The organism is Runella sp. R0.1_18, from assembly GCF_057652155.1.
The window spans coordinates 205,116-228,106 of record NZ_JBYFCK010000006.1 but is presented as its reverse complement, the minus strand read 5'-3'; the positions used below and the strand labels follow the sequence as shown (position 1 = coordinate 228,106).

Sequence of the window (22,991 nt, the reverse complement as noted above, 5' to 3'; positions counted from 1 at the left end):
TATTCATTATTTTAACTGCTTTCGTGTTACTTATTTATTTTTTTTACTTTAATTTCGACACATTTAACAGCCTGGCAATCCGGCTCGGCTAAGGTCAGGAATTGATTGGCGGCCACATTCTGCATTTCAGTGTGTTGCCCTGATGGCCAAGTGATACTGAGTTTATCTATTTTTGAGGCCGTTCCTATCCCCAAAATTTGAGTGAGTGAATTACTCATCCCGAAACTCTCGCCAGCTCTTACTTCTCTTAGGATGGTTTTAGTTCCTAATCTAGCGGTGATTCGCGCCCCAACGCTGCTTTTATTACTTTGAGTCCCAATCAACCTGACGCTTAAAAAATGATTTTCGTTTTTGTTATTAAGCCAAAGGCGGTCGGGGTCGGTACTACCATAGTTATAGGAAGTGTACAAATCCAAAAAACCATCGGCATTCAAATCGCCCCATGCGAAGGAACGAAGGGGCATATCTCCAGTGGGGTTGGTCAATGGAAGAGCGATTGGCGTAAAAGTCAAATCATGGTTATTTTTGAAAAAAGTTGCCCCAGTTATACCTGATACCAATAAGTCCATGTAACCATCATTGTCAAAGTCCTGCATCAGTGCATGGAGAATGCCTTCTGGAACGACTCCCAATAGTCCTGAAGCAGCAGTGATATCCGTGAAATGCCCATGGCCATTATTGAGCATCAATCTGGAGGGAGAGTGGTGGTTGGCAATAAAAGCATCCAAATCGCCATCATTGTCAATGTCCTGAAACTCCGTTACCCAAGTTTGGCTACTATCGGCCATGCCAAAAGATTTGGCCTGTTCTAAAAAGGTACCGTTGCCTTGATTTACAAAAAGTTGATTTATACGTCTGGGGTCGAGAGAGTCATGAGGAGCAAAACGGCTGCATTTTGATAGGTAGAGGTCTAAATCTCCGTCGTTGTCAAAATCAGTAAAAATACTGCCGTAGTTGCCTGAATTATCGGAAAGTGGAACTGTGTTAAGATTAATCCCGAGAGTATTTCGTTGAAATGAGCTATTCCCCAAATTTCGCCATATTCCGCTGGTGCCCTCGTCATGACAGACAAAAATATCTAATAGACCATCTCTGTCTATGTCGGCAATAGCCGAGGCTTGGGTATATATACTATCTTGTGGAAGTCGAGAAACAGAATATGTACTCGCAGAAGCATTAGAAGTAACTACCCGAACTCCATCGTATGCTCCACCAGTAAGAATATCAAGAACACCATCGTTGTTCAGGTCGGCCAACACTATACTGAGAGGGCTTCTATTTTGTACTAAACCGATGGACGACTCGCTGAATGTACCGTCAGCAAGTTGGTAGAGAATATAAAACTTTCCAGTGTTGTCAGCCCGTACGATATCATCTCTTCCATCCTGATTCACATCGGCAACTGCTTGGTGAAGAAAAGAATAGAAAGCACTATTTCTTGGCAATTTAGATGAAGCATCAGAAAATGAAATCTGAGCAAACAAATCACTGTTTAAGAATAGTAATATGATGTACAGGGTTAGTCTTTTCATAGTTGCTTTAAAATCAGCGCGTTCACAACACATCTAGTACCTCTCACAGTTATTGTATTAGCACCAATTGATGGATTAATACAATAAAAACCTGCATCAAGAGTATGATTTACACTCACTCGGGTGCACTTTTCTTTCAGTTGAGTAATTGAGGTTGCTAATATTGACTTCTATCTATTAACGGTCTTTTAAACTAACGCCCCATACATTATTTGGCGCTTGCATTGTTTGGGCTACCATTGACATAACACGGAACTCCCACAACGGGCGTTTGGGCACGTACTAAATAATTGACCGTACATTGCAAAATCAACACAATGTATCCAATGACAGGCAAATAAAGTTTTTGAGTTTTCATTCAAGAAAATTCTAAATAGTTGAAAACGAAATTGATGTGCTCCTACTTAGTAACCATCTTCTCATCTATTCACATGCTGTATAATGCGAAATAAATTATTTCATTTTTGTAAAATATATACCCAAAAATGAAGGATTACTTCAAAAGAAGGCCACAATTTGGTTTGTAGCAACTACCATACCATTTTTCTCAAATGATATACTTTATTCTAAAAAATCAGCATATTAAACACTAGTTATTTATTCCATTTTAGTTATTAAAGGAAATAGCCCACCAATAAAAAACGCTATTTACGGATATATAGAGTGTATTAAAGCCCACTCTATGTATGTCTTTTAAGTGTTTAATCAAAAGTTTTTGAAACATTCAAACTAGTCTCGGTACAGGCGTAACATTTGTAGTAGCAGCTAACCTTTATGTTCAACTATTTAAGGATCGATACACACCACACAAAACCCTCATTTTCAAAAATTTACACCTTTAATAAGTACAAAAAAAATAGGCTGCCTTTTGGGCAGCCTATTTAAAGTTGATTTAACTATCCTCTATTTATTTTTTCACTTTTCGCACTGTAAATGGCACACAAACTTCGGCTGGGCAACAATTTGCACCCGCTTCGATGATGACTGGGCAACAGCCGTTGGCTGGACACGTCTGGTTCGTCGCTGTGAAAGTATAGACTCCCACTTCCGAGAACAACACCACATTCCCCGTCGCGACTGCCGTCGTGCCGCCGTTTTTGAACCATTGTACATTCGTTAAGTTGGCAGGAACTCCTACTTCTAACTTCTGACCCGCGCACAACTCAAACGGTACCGTGAAACATTGTTGGTCGATGTCGTCTTCCCCACCTTTGCCGTTGCCTGGCGTGCTGTCTCTGTCTTTCTCGTTGGCCTTGCTGATTTCAGCCGTGTTCAAGTGTACTCCCGCCTGCGTCGCTCGCACTTGGTAGCGTAACGTTACCGTATCGCCTGCCGCAGCGATGTTACCAATGTTCCACTTAATCACGTTGCCGCTGATGGTCGCACTGCCACGACTCGCTACAAAACTGCCGCTCACAAATTGAACCGTCGTCGCGGTGCTGTCAACAACTTCTACTCCCGTCGCGTTCTTAGTCCATTCGTTCCATACTTTGATGGTGTAAGTCAGCACATCACCAACCCGCGCTATCTTCGTATTAATTGACTTCTTCAACGCCAAGTCAATCGTATCGATACAAGTCTGCGCATTAATCGTCGCTGGGACGCGGCTTGTACTCACTGCCGTCGGACACGTTGGGTCGGTACTACGTGCTTGGGCGTAAAAGACTGTATTTGCGGCTACCGTACCACTTGGTTTGAAACTCAAGCCTGTCGCTAATACCGTGCCGCCCGTTTGTTGGCTAAACCATTCTACCGTTGCTAGTCCTACCACCGTCGCCTTCAAAGTTGGGAAAGTATCCCCGATGCAAGCCGTCAAACTTGGCGTCAGCAATTGGGGCAAGGCTGGATTACAGTTACAATTAACGCCCGCGATTGTCGTATCAGTCTTACAAATTGCGCTCAAACTATCGGTAATAATTACACTTTGACCCGATGGAATACCCGATACCGTGTAAGGATTATTTCCACTCAACGTCCCTTTGTTCACTTTCACAATACCCAATTTGTTGGTCACTGTGAAGGTAAAACTATACGTCTGAGCATCGTTTGAACAAACGGGTGCCGCTGAACTAATCGACGATTTAATACAAGGGGCAGGGCAAGTAGGTACAATTACTTTCACCGTATCTTGGCAGCCATTTACCGAATAAACAAAATTAAACGACTTGCCTTGGGCGGTGGCGTTGGTGATGCTTACCAAACCTGAACTGCTCACCGTCGCACCCGTTGGATTGCCCGTCAATGCTGACCATGTGCCTCCCGTTGGACTCGCTGACAATTGAACACTTGATGGTACATTGCCGTTTGAACAAACCAAGGTCGTGTCTTTCTCTGCGCTTGGTTTGGCATTCACCGTCACTACTACGTTCGCCGTGTCTTTACAACCAGCCGCATTTTGAGCTACCAATACATAAGTCGTTGTACCAGTTGGTTTCACAGACGCTGGCGTCGTCACTACCGTGCCATTCGCTGTACCTACTGTCCACACGGGGCTCAAGTATGTGTTGTAATTCGCAATTTTCGTAGTCAAATCAACTGATTCACCTGCGCATATTGTGGCACTTCCGTCGGCAATCACGGGTTTGGCCAAAACTACTACTTGCGCTGTATCCGTACACGTTTGGCCACCACTTGTTACCGAATAGACAAACTTATACGTGCCCGCTGCATTCAAACCGCTGATATTGCCACTGGCATCTATCGTCGCTGCTGACGGATTGGCGGGGCTGCCAATCGGTGCCCACGTACCGCCCGCAGTTACTGCCGTCAGCTTCGCTGTTTTGCTCGGTTGACATACATTTGCTGCATCTGGGCCTGCATTGGGTTTTACACAACCTGCGCAAGGTGCTACTGTTACTGCTACCGTGTCTTTGCAACCTGCGGTCGTCGTGTAAATAAACTGGTACGTTCCTGCCACACCCATGCCCGTTACGTTGTTACCAGAAATCGTCGCGGTCGTTGGTGTTGTCCCCAACTGTGACCAGCTTCCTCCTGCGGGGCTTGGCACTAAGGTATAACTTGTCGCCAAAGTATTTGTCGCCGCATTTACACAAGCCAAGGTCGTGTCTTTCCCTGCATTTGGTTTGGCATTCACCGTCACTACCACATTCGCCGTGTCTTTGCAACCAGCCGCATTTTGTGCCACCAACACATACGTCGTTGTACCAGTTGGTTTCACAGACGCTGGCGTCGTCACTACCGTGCCATTCGCCGTGCCCACTGTCCATACTGGACTCAAATAAGTATCGTAATTAGTAATTTTCGTAGTCAAATCAACCGACTCACCTGCGCAAATCGTCGCAGAACCGTCGGCAATCACTGGCTTGGCAAGTACAGTCACTTGCGCCGTGTCCGTACAAGTTTGGCCACCACTTGTTACCGAATAGACAAACTTATACGTACCTGCTGCATTCAAACCGCTGATATTGCCACTGGCATCTATCGTTGCTGCGCTTGGGTTGGCGGGGCTGCCAATTGGTGCCCATGTGCCACCTGTCGTCACTGCCGTTAACTTCGCTGTTTTGCTCGGTTGGCATACATTCGCCGCATCAGCACCTGCATTTGGTTTCACACAACCTGCACATGGCGCGACCGTTACTGCGACAGTGTCTTTGCAACCTGCTGTTGTTGTGTAAATAAACTGGTACGTACCGACTGCCGTCATTCCTGTTACATTGTTGCCTGAAATCGTCGCCGTCGCTGGAGTTGTCCCGATTTGCGACCAGCTTCCTCCTGCGGGGCTTGGTACTAAGGTATAACTTGTCGCCAAAGTATTTGTCGCTGCATTCACACAAGCTAAAGTCGTGTCTTTACCCGCATTTGGTTTAGGATTCACCGTCACAACTACGTTCGCTGTGTCTTTACAACCAGCCGCGTTTTGAGCGACCAATACGTAAGTCGTTGTTCCAGTTGGCTTTACAGAACTAGGCGTTGCTACTGCTGTGCCGCCCGCTGTGCCTATCGTCCACACGGGGCTCAAGTAGGTATCGTAATTCGTGATTTTTGAGGTCAAATCCACTGACTCGCCTGCGCAAATCGTCGCAGAACCGTCGGCTATCACTGGCTTGGCATTTACCACCAAACGTACAAAAGCCGTATCCGCACAATTCACATCTCCCGTCGTGTTTACTACCACTGCGTAATATTTTGTTCCAGCCGTGGTTAATGCTGCGCCACTTGGTGTAAACGTCGCACTCGTCGCGCCGCTCACTGCTGTGCCTAAGCTACTCGTCGTATCTGCCAATGGGCCATACCATTTGTATTGCACGCCCGTGCTTGGCGTTGCGGTGTAAGCTGATACCGTACCGCCTGCACATATCGTTTGTACTTTTGGCGTAGCCAACGCTACAGGTTTTGTACAGCAGCTTAGTGGTTTAATGGTAAACGTAAAGTCTTTGAAACAGCCATTTTCGCCGTTATAAATTCTTACCAAATACGTCACATCCGCTGCGGGATTGTTGATATTTCCAACGATTACCCCTCCCGTCAAACTACTAATCAAGGTTGCATTATCATACGTTGCCAACGTGGAAGCATCGCCCGTCGTGTACGCGACTTTATCTCCAACAGTACCCGTACCCAACACAATACTACCCTTACCTCCCGCACAGGTAGGTTGAGTTACGGTTACGGTATAATTTGGTTTAGTACATTTATAAAACCCAAAGTCAACGCTATAATTGGTTTTTCCATTGTCCAACGGCTCTGCATTGTTCCCAAGCGTAATTGGTTTACTAATAATTCCGCAACCTACTACCGCAGTACCGTTGTCATCGTTTTCGACGTCATCGTCGGGGTCTGGTGCAGGGTCATTTCCTGTACTACTAGCGAAGTCTTTCAACGGCCCATTGAAGTTACCATCGGGTACTTGAACGATGTAATTACCCGCTGGTAAATTGGTAAACGTATAAACACCTGGCAATCCGCCCACGGTGGCCGTAATGGTGGTTGTTACGTATTCGTCGGGGTCAGGCTTGTTGTTATTGTTTCGGTCTTCAAACAAGATGACGGTTACGCCATTAATACCTGTTTCGGTTCCGTCCACTTTTCCATTGTTATTGGCATCATTCCAAACTAAGTTACCCAAATTATACGGCCCCGTTGGAATGATAATTCCCGCATCCCAAGTCAAGTCCACTTCTCCAGCCGTTAGTTCAGTTACTTCGGTTACACCCGTTGAAGTGGGGTCAGAATCCGTCTCATCGCTTGCGCCATTGACTGTTCCTGTATTGGTGGTAAAAGTTTGCCCCGTTGCCAATTTAAATTTCACGAAGTACTTTCCTGGGTCAAGGTTTTCAAACAAATAATACCCAGGACGGCCATAAATGTCGTTAGAAGTGGTATCTCTGGATACGGGCGCCCCGTCGGCCGCATCGGGTTGGGCGATTCCGTCACCGTTGTCTTTGTACAAACAAACGATTACACCGTTTACCCCGTTGGTTGTTGATTCGTCTTGTACGTTGTTCAAATTTTGGTCAAACCACACATAATTCCCTAAGGCTGCTTTGTCCAAATAGATGCCTTGATCCCACCGTAAATCAACTTCCGCAGCATCAATAGTTGTAATGTCAACCACCGTCACGCGTTGACCATTACAAAGCGTCGGTACGCCGTCCGAATCAAGGCTATCTCCTGGAGTTACGACGTTGGGAGTGCTAGTGCTGTACCCTGCTGGCACAAAAAACACCGCAAAATAATTACCTGGAGCCAAGTTAGGGAACAAATACAAACCCCCATTTCCTGTTGCGGTATAGCTAATAAGCGGGTCATTTTTAGGGTCAGCGATTCCGTCGCCGTTATCTTGGTGCAATTCCACTCGTACCCCATCTACTCCTACTTCACCCGTGTCTTGAATACCGTTTTTGTTGGCATCAATCCACACTCGGTTTCCATATACTCCTGGTACCAATGGCTTTAATTTAATCCCTACTTTGTTGGGTTCAGCGGGCAAGAACGGGTCATTGTTGTCGTTCCGTTTTGCTTTGAAAGCAAACGAGTTCCACGCAATTTCGCCGTTGGTAGGTGCATTTACTGGCGCGCGCATGTCCCACGTAAGTTCAACTTCGTCGCCAGGATTTAAGATTTTTGTTCCAAAGTCAAATTTTAATCCCTGAACCGTGGTTGGGTCGGTGGGCAAAACGGTCGTCCAATTGGGTGGGTTACATCCTGAAGGCCCACTCGCAACGTAATCCGTCCGACACGGATTCTGAACGGTCGTATAATATACCGTTACCCCCGTTGGCGTAATCAACGGCGTAACCAAGTTAGGCCGCCATTGGGTCAAACGGGCGGTGAGGTCTTTTACGCCAATATCACCAATGTAAGGTAACATATCAAGCACTTCAATGCTCGACGCAGGCACATTTCCGTTGTTGCGAACAATCAATTTATAATTGGCAATCCCACCAGGCATGGTTTGTCCAAAATCGGGGTGTTTGCTGTAAACCGTATCGCACTGGCCTTTTACCCACTTCACCGACTCCAACTGAGCAACCGAAGTAAGACCAATATAACCCGCTGTAAAACAGATAGTGTCTGCTTTAGAGCCGTCCCCGTCTAAATCAAACTTATCGACGGTTTCGTAACGATCCATGGTTTCATAAATATTTTCTTTGAAACATTTAGCGGCACTACTTCCCGTAAAAAAGGCTGGGTTTTTAATCCCCGCAGGTTGGCTATAGGCATCTTTGGGAGCCCAAGCAGCTTCATTTGACGAAAGGTTTCCGCCTGTACCAAGGGTATTAATTTTTGTTTTTATGCTAAACCATACGTCGCAACCTGAAGGCATGGGCGTGTTCCAAGATAAGCGCACCAAAGTTCTACCCGTACCGTTATAATTGGGAATAATTTCAGTGTTGTCGGCAGGAGGAAAATTACAGCTCGTGGGGTGGTACTGAATCGCGCCATCATAACTCAACCCTAGTGGAAGTAAATCCATTACCACAGGGTTTTGGAGGGGTTGCCCTCCCGACAAGTTCAGCGCTTGAATCATTGACCACACCGTCGTACCAATATTTTGAGAAACACCATAGAAAAGAGCGTACTGGCTTGATGGTTCACTTGTCAGCCATTTATAAACTAACAGCGAGCTGTAACTATCCAGAGGAGCCACAGGGATGGTTTGACAAGCCGACGCAGGCGTAATGGTTACTCCTGGTGTCGAACTTACGGCAGTCAGACAGTTGGTCACCGACGTTGCAGTACTACCTGGCGCAAGGGTTACTTTGATCCCCCCATATTGCACCAACGCTCCCGCAGGTAAAGAACTAATCTCGGTTTTAAAATGCGTTATGTATTCACCCGAAGGAGGCGCATAAGTATAGTCCGTCATCAAAACTTGAAAATACGTGGTTTGGACGTTTGTTTTCACCCAATACGTAATTGTTTCAGTCCCTGCCATATTCACCCTAGAAACCTGATTGACCGCCGTAGCTCTCAAATCTGCGGGCAAAATATCTTCAAGCACTACGTTATCTAATGGTACATTACCAGTATTGCTTGCTGAAAACTCGAACAATACAACATCACCAGGTCGGATTTTTGAAGAGTAAGTACTTTTTCCTATTGCCAACTTGGCTTCTGGTGCTACCAGCTTATCCGTTACAGTAAGCGCAGAAGTACAACTTTCAGTAGTTTGGGTAGCGTAGGTGGCCCCTCCTTGATAGGTAACAGTACTGCCGTTGGTGGCCGTAATGGGCGAACCTCCATCGGGTGTGTAGGCCACTGTGACATTATTTGTAACGTTATCCCCCGCGCTAAAACTTCCACTTGGATACGTAACGTCTATTTTAACAAGTACCCTTGGGGCGTAGGCACTGCCAATTTGGAAGGTCGAAGCAGGAAAAGTACAGGTTACTTTTGGTGCTCCAGGTGTATTATCAACAACGCAAGTACCCGATGGAACCGAAGGCAATGGAGAGCCGTCAATAGCCGTGGCTGTGACGCCATTGATAACGGCATTGGCTGGCAGATTATCAACCATCACCACTGAGCTGACACTAGTTGTTCCAATCCCAGTTGCGCCATAATTACCTGGAAACTGGAGGTAAATATCGTAAACAGTAGAATTATCAATTGCTAAGCCTCGTCCATTGGATTTCGCTGGGCAAAACTTATTGCTTGAATGCAAAGTTGTGGTGACAGTTGCGGTAGCGGGGGTTCCTGATCCCGAAACAATGCTCGCTGTCATCGTACCCGTCGTACCATCTACTTTTCCAAAATCACCTTGGCCCAACAATTCGATGATACCTGTATTCCCAGCTTTCAGCGGGTTTTTAAAGGTAAAGGTAGCTGTTCGTCGATCTGCCGAAAAAGTGTAGCTGTCGATATCCGTTGTTAACCCTATCACTTGGTTGGGAAATGAAATCGACGAAGGAATGGTCGCCGTCATGGTCACGTTGGGGCAATCGCCCGTACCCGCCGCACAACTATATTTAAGCGTGTAGGTAAACGTTTCTCCTGTCAGGATGTCTGATTTGTTGGAGGAAGCTTCAATTGAGAGGGTTTGAGCAAACGTTTGGCTGCTTAAAAAAACAACACAAACAAACATAAAAAACCACATTTTCTCAATTCTTTGAACAAATAAATAGGGATATTTTCTTTTCATTTGTAGGTATTTTTTTAAAAAAACTCATTTACAGGTATATTATATTAATTTTCTCTACCTGTTTTATAAAACATTGCATCCTACAACTTCAAATTCCATACCATTGGATATTTTTTAAACCAAAATCCATTCTAAAAATACATTCGGTCAAAAAATAGATACCATCGTATCATTATTTTATCATTTTTTTTCCAAAAATCGGCTGTACAACAATTGAACCAAATACGAATAGGAATAAAGAAACTTTATACACAACAAATTCGGCAGTTAAATTTGGTACATAAGTTAATATCCCATTAAACAACACTATTGATTTTTAACCCGCCCTACCTTTCACCTCACAACAAAAAAGGCCACCCCGAAGGGCAGCCTTTTTTGTAACAATCCACTCGCTATCTACTTCCTCACTTTTTTCACCGTGTAAGGAATACACAAGTCAACTGGACAACAATTGGTACCTGGCTCGATGATCACTGGACAACAACCGTTGGACGGGCAGGTCTGGTTCGTGGCCGTGAAGGTGTAAACGCCATCTTCACTGAATAACACTACATTGCCCGTCGCCACAACTGTTGTACCACCATTCTTAAACCACTGCACGTTTGTCAAATTCGCAGGTACACCCACCTCCAATTTCTGACCCGCGCACAACTCAAACGGCACCGTGAAACATTGCTGATCGATGTCATCTTCGCCACCTTTGCCGTTGCCTGGCGTACTGTCTCGGTCTTTTTCGTTGGTCTTGCTGATTTCGGCCGTGTTCAAATGTACTCCTGCTTGCGTGGCGCGCACTTGATAGCTCAACGTCACGGTGTCGCCATTGGCCGCAATGTTTCCAATGTTCCATTTTATGACGTTACCGCTAATGGTCGCACTGCCTCGGCTTGGGCTAAAGCTACCGCTCACAAATTGTGCCGTCGTTGCTATTGAATCCGTTACTTCTACTCCTGTCGCGTTCTTCGTCCATTGGTTCCACACTTTTACCGTGTAGGTAAGCACATCACCTACCCGCGCTATTTTGGCGCTAATTGACTTCTTCAAAGCCAAATCAATGGTGTCAACACAGTTCTGTGCGTTAATATTGGCAGGAACTCGGCTTGTGCTGATGGCTGTGGGGCAACTTGGGTCAGTGCTGCGCGCTTGGGCGTAGAACACTGTGCTACCCGTTACGGTGCCAGTTGGCTTATAATTCAAGCCCGTTGATAACAATGTTCCGCCTGTTTGTTGGCTAAACCACTCTACTGTCGCCAAACCTACTACGGCCGCTTTTAAGGTCGGGAAGGTATCACCGATACAAGCCGTCATACTTGGTGCCAACAACACGGGTACTGGCGGGTTACAGTTACAATTAGGGCCAACAATGGTCGTATCTGCTTTACACAAAGCACTCAAGCTATCAGTGATAATCAAACTCGCACCCGATGGAATACCTGTTACGGTATATGGATTGTTGCCCGTCAATGCTCCTTTGTTCACCTTCACGATACCCATTTTGTTGTTTACCGTAAACTTAATACTGTAGGTTTGAACGTCCTGCGAACACAATGGTGCCTCGGTCACAATCACGCTTGATTTCACACAAGGCACAATCAAACCTGCATCCACTGTCAAGTTATCTTTCGCAATACCCGTGCCTAAGGCGTCAATTGGCACCACTTGACTCCGTCCTGTCGTTGGGCCAAAATCACTGTCTTTGGTATCATCAGCGCCTTCGTTTTGCTTCGTTGTGATTTTACACGTATCGGCCAAACTCGAAAGAACAAGTTGCACAAAATAATTGCCACTCGACAGGTTGGTAAACAAATATTTACCCGTAGCATCTGTGGTATCTTTGGCTACCAAAACAGGCATTGGCGTAGTAACACCCTCCAAGCGATACAGTTCTAAGATTACTCCAGCCACTCCTTTTTCCGCTGGCAAATCTTGTAAACCATTGTTGTTCACATCTTTCCAAACGAAATCCCCAATTGAACCTTTGGGCGAGTATAAACCTGCATCCACCGTTGGGTTATCTTTGGCCAAACCTGTGCCCAAGGCATTGATCGTCACCACTTGGCTCAAGCCCGTTGTTGGGTTAAAGTCAGAGTCTTTTGTATCATCACCACCCTGGTCTTGTTGACTGCTAATCACGCAACCCGCTGGTAAGCTCGTCGTTACAATTTTTACTTGGTATGTACCACTTTCCAAATTCGGGAATAAGTACAAACCTTGGGCGTTCGTTGTGTCAGTTGCCAAAACCGCGCTGGTCGTTGCGTTCAACAATTGAACAATCACGCCCGCCACTGCTGGCTCGCCCGACTCTTGAATTCCGTTATTGTTTTGGTCTTTCCAAACGTAGTCGCCAATCGAACCTTTGGGCGAGTACAAGCCTGCATCCACCATTGGGTTGTCTTTGGCCAAACCTGTTCCCAAGGCATTAATCGTCACCACTTGGCTCAAGCCCGTTGTTGGGTTAAAGTCAGAGTCTTTCGTATCGTCACCGCCTTGGTCTTGTTGGCTACTAATCACGCAACCCGCTGGTAAGCTCGTCGTTACAATTTTTACTTGGTATGTACCACTTTCCAAATTCGGGAATAAGTACAAACCTTGGGCGTTCGTTGTGTCAGTTGCCAAAACCGCACTGGTCGTTGGGTTCAACAATTGAACAATCACACCCGCTACTGCTGGCTCGCCCGATTCTTGGACGCCGTTGTTGTTTTGGTCTTTCCATACGTAGTCACCAATCGAGCCTTTGGGCGAGTACAAGCCTGCGTCCACCGTTGGGTTATCTTTGGCCAAACCTGTGCCCAAGGCATTGATAGTCACCACTTGGCTCAAACCCGTTGTTGGATTAAAGTCAGAGTCTTTCGTATCGTCACCACCCTGGTCTTGCTGGCTGCTAATCACGCAACCCGCTGGTAAGCTCGTCGTCACAATTTTCACTTGGTATGTGCCACTCTCCAAATTCAAGAATAAGTACAAACCTTGGGCGTTCGTTGTATCAGTCGCCAAAACCGCACTCGTGGTTGCATTCAACAATTGAACAATCACACCCGCCACCGCTGGCTCGCCTGATTCTTGAACGCCGTTGTTGTTTTGGTCTTTCCAAACGTAGTCGCCAATCGAACCTTTGGGTGAATATAAACCTGCGTCCACCGTTGGGTTGTCTTTGGCTATTCCTGTTCCCAAGGCATTGATAGTCACCACTTGGCTCAAACCCGTGGTTGGGTTAAAGTCAGAGTCTTTCGTATCGTCACCGCCTTGGTCTTGCTGGCTGCTAATCACACAACCCGCTGGTAAGCTTGCCGTTACGATTTTCACTTGGTAAGTACCGCTTTCCAAATTCGGGAATAAGTACAAACCTTGGGCGTTCGTTGTGTCAGTTGCCAAAACCGCACTCGTCGTTGCGTTCAACAATTGAACAATCACACCCGCCACTGCTGGCTCGCCCGAATCTTGAATTCCGTTATTGTTTTGGTCTTTCCATACATAGTCCCCAATCGAACCTTTGGGCGAGTACAAGCCTGCGTCCACCGTTAGGTTATCTTTGGCCAAACCTGTGCCCAAGGCATTGATTGTCACCACTTGGCTCAAGCCCGTTGTTGGGTTAAAATCAGAGTCTTTCGTATCATCACCGCCTTGGTCTTGCTGACTGCTAATCACGCAACCCGCTGGTAAGCTTGCCGTTACGATTTTTACTTGGTAAGTACCTGAGTTCAAGTTTGAGAACAAGTACAAACCTTGGGCGTTCGTCGTATCGCTCGCTAAAACTGCACTCGTCGTTGCATTCAACAATTGAACAATCACACCCGCTACCGCTGGCTCGCCCGAATCTTGGACGCCGTTGTTGTTTTGGTCTTTCCATACGTAGTCGCCAATCGAGCCTTTGGGCGAGTACAAGCCTGCATCCACCGTTGGGTTGTCTTTGGTAATTCCTGTGCCCAAGGCATTGATAGTCACCACTTGACTCAAGCCCGTTGTTGGGTTAAAGTCGCTGTCTTTTGTATCATCACCACCCTGGTCTTGCTGGCTGCTAATCACACAACCCGCTGGTAAGCTTGCCGTTACAACTTTCACTTGGTATGTGCCACTCTCCAAATTCGGGAATAAGTACAAACCTTGGGCGTTCGTTGTGTCAGTTGCCAAAACTGCGCTGGTCGTTGGGTTCAACAATTGAACAATCACGCCCGCTACCGCTGGCTCGCCCGAATCTTGGACACCGTTGTTGTTTTGGTCTTTCCATACGTAGTCACCAATCGAACCTTTGGGCGAGTATAAACCTGCGTCAACCGTTGGGTTGTCTTTGGCCAAACCCGTTCCCAAGGCATTAATCGTCACCACTTGGCTCAAGCCCGTTGTTGGGTTAAAGTCGCTGTCTTTTGTATCATCACCACCCTGGTCTTGTTGACTGCTAATCACACAACCCGCTGGCAGACTCGTCGTTACAATTTTCACTTGGTATGTACCACTTTCCAAATTCGGGAATAAGTACAAACCTTGGGCGTTCGTTGTGTCAGTTGCTAAAACCGCGCTGGTTGTTGCGTTCAACAATTGAACAATCACACCCGCTACTGCTGGCTCGCCTGATTCTTGAATTCCGTTATTGTTTTGGTCTTTCCAAACGTAGTCGCCAATCGAGCCTTTGGGCGAGTATAAACCTGCATCCACTGTTGGGTTGTCTTTGGCCAAACCTATGCCCAAGGCATTGATAGTCACCACTTGACTCAAGCCCGTGGTTGGGTTAAAGTCGCTGTCTTTTGTATCATCACCACCCTGGTCTTGTTGACTGCTAATCACGCAACCCGCTGGTAAGCTCGTCGTTACAATTTTTACTTGGTAAGTACCGCTTTCCAAATTCGGGAACAAGTACAAACCTTGGGCGTTCGTTGTGTCAGTTGCCAAAACCGCACTCGTCGTTGCGTTCAACAATTGAACAATCACGCCCGCCACCGCTGGCTCGCCTGATTCTTGGACACCGTTGTTGTTTTGGTCTTTCCAAACATAGTCGCCAATCGAACCGACTGCAGAGTTAAATCCAGCATCAAAGGTATGATTCGCTCCTGCATTTGGCGTTGTTTCACAAATAACAGGATAACCTTGGAGTGCGACAGGAGCCGTATTGGTAGCAATTGCAAAATCACTATCGTTTTGGTCATTACCACCGTCAGTAGTACTGTTTAATTTTGTCAACTGATACCCTATTCCGCCAATCAGTAAGGAACCCGTCGTCGTATTAAATTTACTATCTTCTTTCCCTATCACCACATAATATTGCGTGTTTGGTTGAGGCCCCAAGACATTGGGTTTGGCCGCGCCTAAGGTATCTACCACGTTGGTGGCATCGAAATAATATTCCCCCAGTGCATTGGTGGTATCTTTGGCAAGGAAATTACCCGCTTTGTCGTAAAGGCTTACGACTACGTTAGGGATACCAGGCTCATTACAAGGATCTTGCACTCCGTCTTTATCGGTATCTATCCACAAACGATTACCAATTTGGATAGGAGCCAAATCACAAAGTGCTTCTAAATCCCCTAACGCAATGGCTTTGCTGAAGAACGTAGTATTCATCGTCACTGGAGTCACTTGGTATCGTCTGGCACTATTACCATTGGTATTGTTGAAATACGTAACTCCCGACGAAACCACATCAAAAGGATCCAACACAGTTACCGCCAACTCATTGCGACCTGCGATAAATGCCATACCGCCATAGCTCGTTTCTAGGTGATCTGTCTGATAATTATCACCCGAATAAAACTCTCCTCCACCAGGTCCATGATTATTACCTACTCCTCCCGCTGAAGTATTTGTACCTACTTTACCATTATTTTCTAGGATGAAATTTCCTGCTTGCGCATCTGCTCTCAACACATCTCCTGCTATTGTAGAACGAATGGTAGAAGTTCCGTAGGTTTTATAATTTCTATCGCCTGTTTGGTGACCAAAACGATCAAAAAAGCCCAAAACCATGTCGCCATCTTCCAAAAACTCAATGTCTGACAATACTGGTTGAGGATATACCGTAAATTCAACTTCATTGAAAGCTTTGTCAATTGCCCCCGTCCAAGCTTGCCATCTTTCAACGGATTCTTGGCTGTAAGTACGCCCGTGTCGGTAAGTAAGCGGAACCGTCAGCACAGGGGTAAAAATTGACGAACCATCGTCGGGCAATTCATACACAATGCTTTTGAGTTGGTCTTTGTCTTGGGTCAGTTCGGCAGGGCAAGTAGTTCCTACGTACACCTTTCCTTTGTGGTACTTCAAGGCAAACGGATAAGCTCTGTCTTCAAACTTAGCTCCTGCTACTGACCAAATTTTAATACCACTTAAAATCGCGTTGGCATCACCTCCTGGGTTATCATTGATGGTAATATCCAAACGATCGTCGGTGACGGTTACGTTGTTAAACATTTGCGAAACACTCGCATTTGCCGCTATGGCCAAAGTTTGCGCCGTTGCTTCTACCCTATTGGTCTGGTTTCTTGCCGCAGCATTATTGCCAAAGTAAAGTTGGACATTGTACGTACCATTCGGTACACTAATCAGGTACTGAAAGCCTGCTCCATTTCGGAATGTCGAGTACGCTGCTCCTGTACGTCCAGAAGTAGTCGTCACTCCTCCCGCAAAAAACTCATCTCCTATGAATCCATTGATTAATGCGCCATTGACGTTTCCTCCCGCTTTGATGTACAAGGTATCATAGCTGCTACCACAGGCTTTGGGGATGTTGAAGGTCGTCAAAGCACCTGGCGAGCCGTCGGTATTAATGGCGATTTTATGTAATTGACTTCCTTTGGGATTCACCACCCAAAGGGCCGAATTATCGTGCGAAATATCCATATCGCCCACTCCCACCTTACCAATGAGTGGGAAAGTAGTAGGGTCAGTACTAGGCGCAGTTGGTACTCCTAATTGACGAGCTGCATCATCACCAATTGTACCAAAATCTAAATTGTAAGGCGCTTTGGTCAAATCTGCCCAAACGCTGTTGGTCAAAGTCGCCGCATACGGATCCGAAGTTTGCCAAATGATACCTAAGTCACCTTTGTTATCTCCATCTGTATCTTTCAACCCTGCATGGCGTTTGAGGAACGAACCTGTAAACAACTGTTTGGTCTGGTTGTTGTAAGCAGTGCTCCACACAGAGCCAAACTCGCCTTTGTTGGATAGATATTGGGGTGTAGGCGTTGTTCCAGTCGTATTATAATTAAACTTCACCAAGACTTCTAAAGGATTGACTCCATTACCCGAAGCACCGTTGACAAAGCAAGTAGTAGTCATCAAGGGACTTGCCTGACAATAATCGTGCAAGCCCGTCAATCCCAAATCCACCGTACAATTAGGGGCAATGACAAACTGTACATCCGTACGGCCATCAACTCCATTATTAGTAGGGCGCGCCCAAGCAGGGAACGTGCTACTTACAAACTCAATCCGTACCGTATCGCTAGAGGCCGTCACGTTGGTAAGCGTATAGCGACCACGGTAGTCAGTTATGGCAGAATCAATCTTCACTCCCGCGCAGTTGAAAGCATACACTTTGATACCTGCAAAACCCAGTGAATCGGTGGTATTGAATACGCCGTTGTTGTTAAAATCATTAAAAATGGTTCCGCCGATGGTATTGCTACAAGGCGGAGCAGGACACAATACCGTATTTACTTTGATGGTTGTATCTTTGAAACAAACGTCGTTTCCTTTAAATACCCTCACGGTTATGATATTGCCTGCCGTTTGATTAGTCAACGTAAACGACCCCGTAAACGCTGTTGCCGAAGCGTAGGTCGTCGCTGTGCCTAACGCATACTTATCGCCACTTGCGGTGATTGTGACAGACGCGTTGTTCTGAGCAGTACCGTTGGCGCAAATAGCGTTTACCTGCGTAACGGTCGTGAATACAGGTTTTACACAGGCTGGTATAAAACCAGCGTCGAATGTGTGGTTTGCACCCGCACTTGGAGTAGCTTCGCAAATCACAGGAAAACCTTGCAGCGCCACGGGCGCAGAACTGCCCGCTAGTTCAAAATCATTGTCGTTTTGGTCATTACCGCTATTTTGGGTGCTGTTCGCAATCGTCAATTCGTATTTTTGACCTGTACTCAACGTGAGGACGCCGTCAGTTCGGTTGAACTGTGCTCCCGTTCCGATGGTTTCTTTCCCAATGACTATATAATATTGCGTGTTTGGTTGTGGTCCTCTGAAATTAGGTTTGGCCAAACCTACGGTGTCCACCACGTTCGTCGCATCGAAATAATATTCCCCCAGTGCATTGGTGGTATCTTTGGCAAGGAAATTACCTGCTTTATCGTAAAGGCTCACGACCACGTTGGCAATACCAGGCTCGTTGCAAGGATCTTGCACGCCGTCTTTATCGGTATCTATCCACAAACGATTACCAATTTGGATGGGTTGTGGGTTACATTGTAACTCCATGTCACCCAAGGCATAGCCTTTTCCAAAACTAGCAACGCCACCACTGTAAAGCGTATATGCTTTGTCGGCCAACCCTGTGGTGTTGTTGAGCCAAATAGCTCCTCCTGAATAAATTGTATTGTTGGCATCCATAGCCGCCATGATGACCTGGCCAGAGCCAGGCAATAATGCCAAACTACCCATGCTTCGTTCGTCGTGGTTGCTCATCCACGTATCACCAAAATAGAACTCTTTGCCGCCACGGCCTTGGCCATTAGGGGCATAAGTCGAAGACGCATTGTAATTTTGCTGCGCGGTAGTACCACCTACCGTCAATGGCCCTGCTTTACCGTCATTTTCGATTTCGTAAATGCCGTTGTTATTATACGCCCGCATCACGTCCCCACCCGTTACGCCTTGTTCGGCCAAAACGCCGTTAGGAAAATTATTGGCTTCGCCCGTTTGGTGTCCCCAACGATCCAAAAACCCTAAAATCATAGAGCCGTCCACGTCAAATTCAATGTCTGACAAAACAGGTTGTGGATAAAGATCGTGCAAGCCTGTCTGAACAGCTACTGTAAAGTCATCTGTCCAAGGGTTCCAGTGTGATTGTTTATCTAAGTCACTACCTGTGGTGGCCGTGTACGAGGTAGCCGCCCCACGGTCAAAGTCCAATTTAAAGTTAAGTACCTGGCTGAATGTACCCGTAACAGGCGTAAACTCATAAACCACGGCTTTGAGGTCACTGCGTAGCTGCGAAGTAGCAGCATCACATACCCCACCCACATAGACTTTTCCACGATAAGTTTTGGTAGCCCAAGGACGCCACTCACCTCCTACGCAACCAGGAGTAGGAATCGCCCAACTCGTTACGTTACCCGCCGTTGGGTTTGTTGTAGGTACGCGGTAGAGTTTTTTGGTGGCTAAATTAATGGTATAAAGAAATTCTTCATCTTCGGTAATGTCAATGTCGCCCAAGCTCACTTTACCAATTTGGGCAAAAGTCGTGGCATCCGTATTGGGAGAACCAGCAGCGGTATTTACTCCCCGAGTAGCATTATCTGCTATAGTGCCTGTGCTTTCGACCGTGTTCATGTCAAAGAACAACGTACCGTTGAGACCCGCCGCATCAGGACTAATTTGGTAAATAGCCCCACCGCCGTTAGGCCCCATGGCCGAGTGGCGCTTGAGGAAAGCAGCTGCAAAGAGACGACTGGTGGATTTTTGGTACGCAATCCCCCAAGTTGTCCCAATCTGATTGGTATTTGAGAGTTGTTTCTTATTGGCATTTGCCCCAGCACTTGTTACATCGTACGAGAAGCGTATCAAAGCATCGCCCGTGGCGGTAGTAGCCCCATTGACATGGCAAGGCACCATCACAAATGGGTTGATTTGGCAATAATCAGCCGTCAAGCCTAAGTCCACCGAACAGTTAGGAGCAATCACAAACTGTACGTCTGTACGCCCGTCAGTTCCATTGTAAGTCGGTTTAACCCACGAAGGGAAAGTAGAACGAACAAACTCAATGCGCACCGTGTCGTTGGAAGCCGTTACGTTGGTCATGGTATAACGCCCGCGGTAGTCAGTCACGGCGGAGTCAATCTTCACGCCTGCGCAATTGAAGGCATACACTTTGATACCCGCAAAGCCCAATGAATCGGTGGTATTGAATACGCCGTTGTTGTTAAAATCATTGAAAACGGTTCCGCCAATGGTATTGGTACAAGGAGGAGCAGGACAAAGTTTTTGATTCACCACAATAGTTGTATCGCGGTAGCACGCATCAGCCCCGTTGAAAATACGAAACGTAAGCAGCGAACCAGCGGTGAGATTATTGGCAGTAAATGAACCAGTGAAAGTCGTTGCCGCAGCGTAGAGGGTTGAAGTTCCAACAGCGTATTTATCACCCGTGGCGGTTATTGTTACTGAAGCGTTATTATTGACAACGACTCCTGAACAGGTTGCCGTTACTTGGGCAATGTTTGTTACTGCTGGCAAACACGAACGATAGCCGACATCAAAGCTGTGGTCGGTAGCACCTATATCGCCCGTAGTGAAAGCGATTTGACCATTTGTACCCGCGTCGGAGTCAATCAAATCGTTGCTACCTGCGTTGAGCGTCGTGATTGAATTAGTCCCTACCGCCGTTGGGAATTTTAATATATAATTGGTATTGGGCTGTAAGTCTATGCCATATTTAGCCGAGCTGGTATTCGTACCCGTTGCCGACGAAAAGTAATAGTTACCATTGGCGTCGGTAAGTACTGAGTCTATTTTGACCCCACCCGCATCGCATAAAATCACTTTTACGTTGGCCAGTCCCAGCTCACCCGCATCTTGAAAACCGTCGGCATCAGTATCTTGCCACACACGGTTGCCTATTTCAAGGGGGGCTAATTCTCCCGAAAGCTCCAAATCACCGAGCCCAATGGCTTTTCCTAAAGCCGTATTGGTTGTCCCAGTCACTGGCTCATAATACAACTGATACAGGTTGGTAGCTGCGGCATTGGTGGTTGAGAATTTCCCAGTTCCCCCCGAAACATAATTGATGGGATCCATCAGGGTCAGCATTAATTTGCCATCTCCTTTCAAAACGGCAGCAGCTCCCATCGACGTTTCGGCATGAATACCATATACATCAGCATTAAAAAACTCGCCGTTACCTGGTCCTTGGGCATTGGCTAGGCCACCTGTATATTGCTCTCCATTAATTGAATTAAAACGGCCATTACTTTCCAGCGTATATTCGCCTGTTGTACAATTTAAGCCTGCTATCTGAATATCTCCCCCAATCGCATGATAAATGAGTGTCGTATTGGTAGATAAATAATGATAATTTCTCGCTCCGAATTGGTTTCCAGAGCGATCCATAAAATCCAAAATTATATCTCCACGGTCAGAAAACTCAATGTCGGATAAAATGGGTTGAGGATAGGCGCTGTTGGTACCATTTACAAAAACATTACGTACATCGTTTGTCCAAGTGAACCACTTATTATCTCCAGCAAGGCTACTGGCTGTTCCTTTGTTAAAATCCAACAAATAATTGAGAATAGGGGTCGAATTAAACGTAAACGCCCCCGTAGGGTTATTTACTTCAAACACCACTGCCCGTAAATCGGTAGTACGGCTTCCTCCATTTTCTCCCGTTGTTACGGCACCGACGTATAATTTTCCTCGAAAAAACTTCAAACCCCAAGGCCGTAATACGCCGTTTGGTGCCGTAAAATTCGGCAAGTCGTATTCTGTCGCTTCGCTTACTCCTGTTGGGTTGGTGATGCTATTGAGTTTTAAGCGCACAATTTTTCGAGAAAACACATTCACCACAAACAAATACTGATCATCATCACTGATTTCAATATCTCCTAAGCCAACCTTTCCTATTTGGTCAAAAGTAGCGGGGTCATACGTTGGGGTAGTAGGCGAACCTGTTAAACCACGCTGGCTGTTTGTGCCAAGCACCCCCATTCCTTCGGGAGCACCTGAAACAGGGTCGGTACTTCCCAAATAACTTACCAAAACACCTGTATTGGCAGTCCCCCCTACCGTCTGGGTAGTAAGCGAATAACTCGACCCACTTCCGTAGGCAACCGCGGATGCCGCCGCCCGGGTGCGAAAACCGTTGTTATCTAAATCATAAAATTGGGTTACTTTAAAGGTATTGGTCGAACTATCCTCTAACATGTAAATCCCTCCTGTGTTCATCGGCCCAATGCCCACATGGCGTTTCACAAGCGCCGATGTAAACATTTTCTTGGCGGTTTTACTGTAAGCCACTCCCCAAGTAGGCCCCATTTTATACCCATTCATTTTGCGCGTAGGTGCAGTCGTTCCTGAGTTATTATAAGGATAGCCAACAAACCATGGCTCTGCTCCCGCCGTTCCACCTGCTACGGTAGGGTCACCGTGTACATAACATGGAACATAGACCATGGTATTGGCTGCACCACGGTTAAAGTCATTGGGATTATGAAGTCCAAAATTAATATTGGTGCTATTGCCTTTCGCAAACTGCACCGAACTCCCATAAGCAGCCCCTCCCAACGCCGATATATCAACAGAGTCATTGGCACATAATCCTGACGTTGGAAGCACAAACTCCACGCGGACATCGCCTGTACTACAACCCGCTACGTTGTAGTTGGGGGCGGTATTGCCTGAAGTGGTAGCTGTGCCACAGAGCACCCCCGAACCTGAACTGGTATTGTACACATTAACAATAACCCCTGGAATCAACGGCTCGTTGGTGTCTCGGGTACCGTTTCCGTTAAAATCTCTAAATACAGTACCTCTCACCTGGGCATATCCTTGTAAACAGGATAATGTTAAGCCCAGAGCAAAAAGGAAAGGCACCACGAAGCGACTGGAAGTAAAAGCTATTTTCATAACCAAAATTTGATTTAGGATGCGGACTGCTTGAGTTTGCAGCTAAACAGAAACAATTAGTGTGCCAATCCTTT

The 22,991-nt window shown here is 46.4% G+C and carries 4 protein-coding genes; all 4 read right to left on the bottom strand.

From position 1 onward, the window contains the following. Positions 1-26: 26 nt before the first annotated feature. On the bottom strand, positions 27-1,532 hold the full coding sequence (locus AC23P2_RS13215) for a CRTAC1 family protein (protein WP_487773631.1): 1,506 nt from the start codon (positions 1,530-1,532) through the stop codon (positions 27-29). A gap of 208 nt (positions 1,533-1,740) precedes the next feature. Further along, complete coding sequence (locus tag AC23P2_RS13210) at positions 1,741-1,890, bottom strand: hypothetical protein (protein ID WP_487773630.1); 150 nt, start codon at positions 1,888-1,890, stop codon at positions 1,741-1,743. 549 nt (positions 1,891-2,439) lie between these two features. Then, entirely contained in the window at positions 2,440-10,137 is a 7,698-nt protein-coding gene (locus AC23P2_RS13205; protein WP_487773629.1) for an SdrD B-like domain-containing protein, read from the bottom strand. Between the two features lie 396 nt (positions 10,138-10,533). Beyond that, the gene (locus AC23P2_RS13200; protein ID WP_487773628.1) at positions 10,534-22,917 is read right to left on the bottom strand and encodes an SdrD B-like domain-containing protein; all 12,384 of its coding nucleotides are present in this window, start codon (positions 22,915-22,917) and stop codon (positions 10,534-10,536) included. Positions 22,918-22,991: the final 74 nt, after the last annotated feature.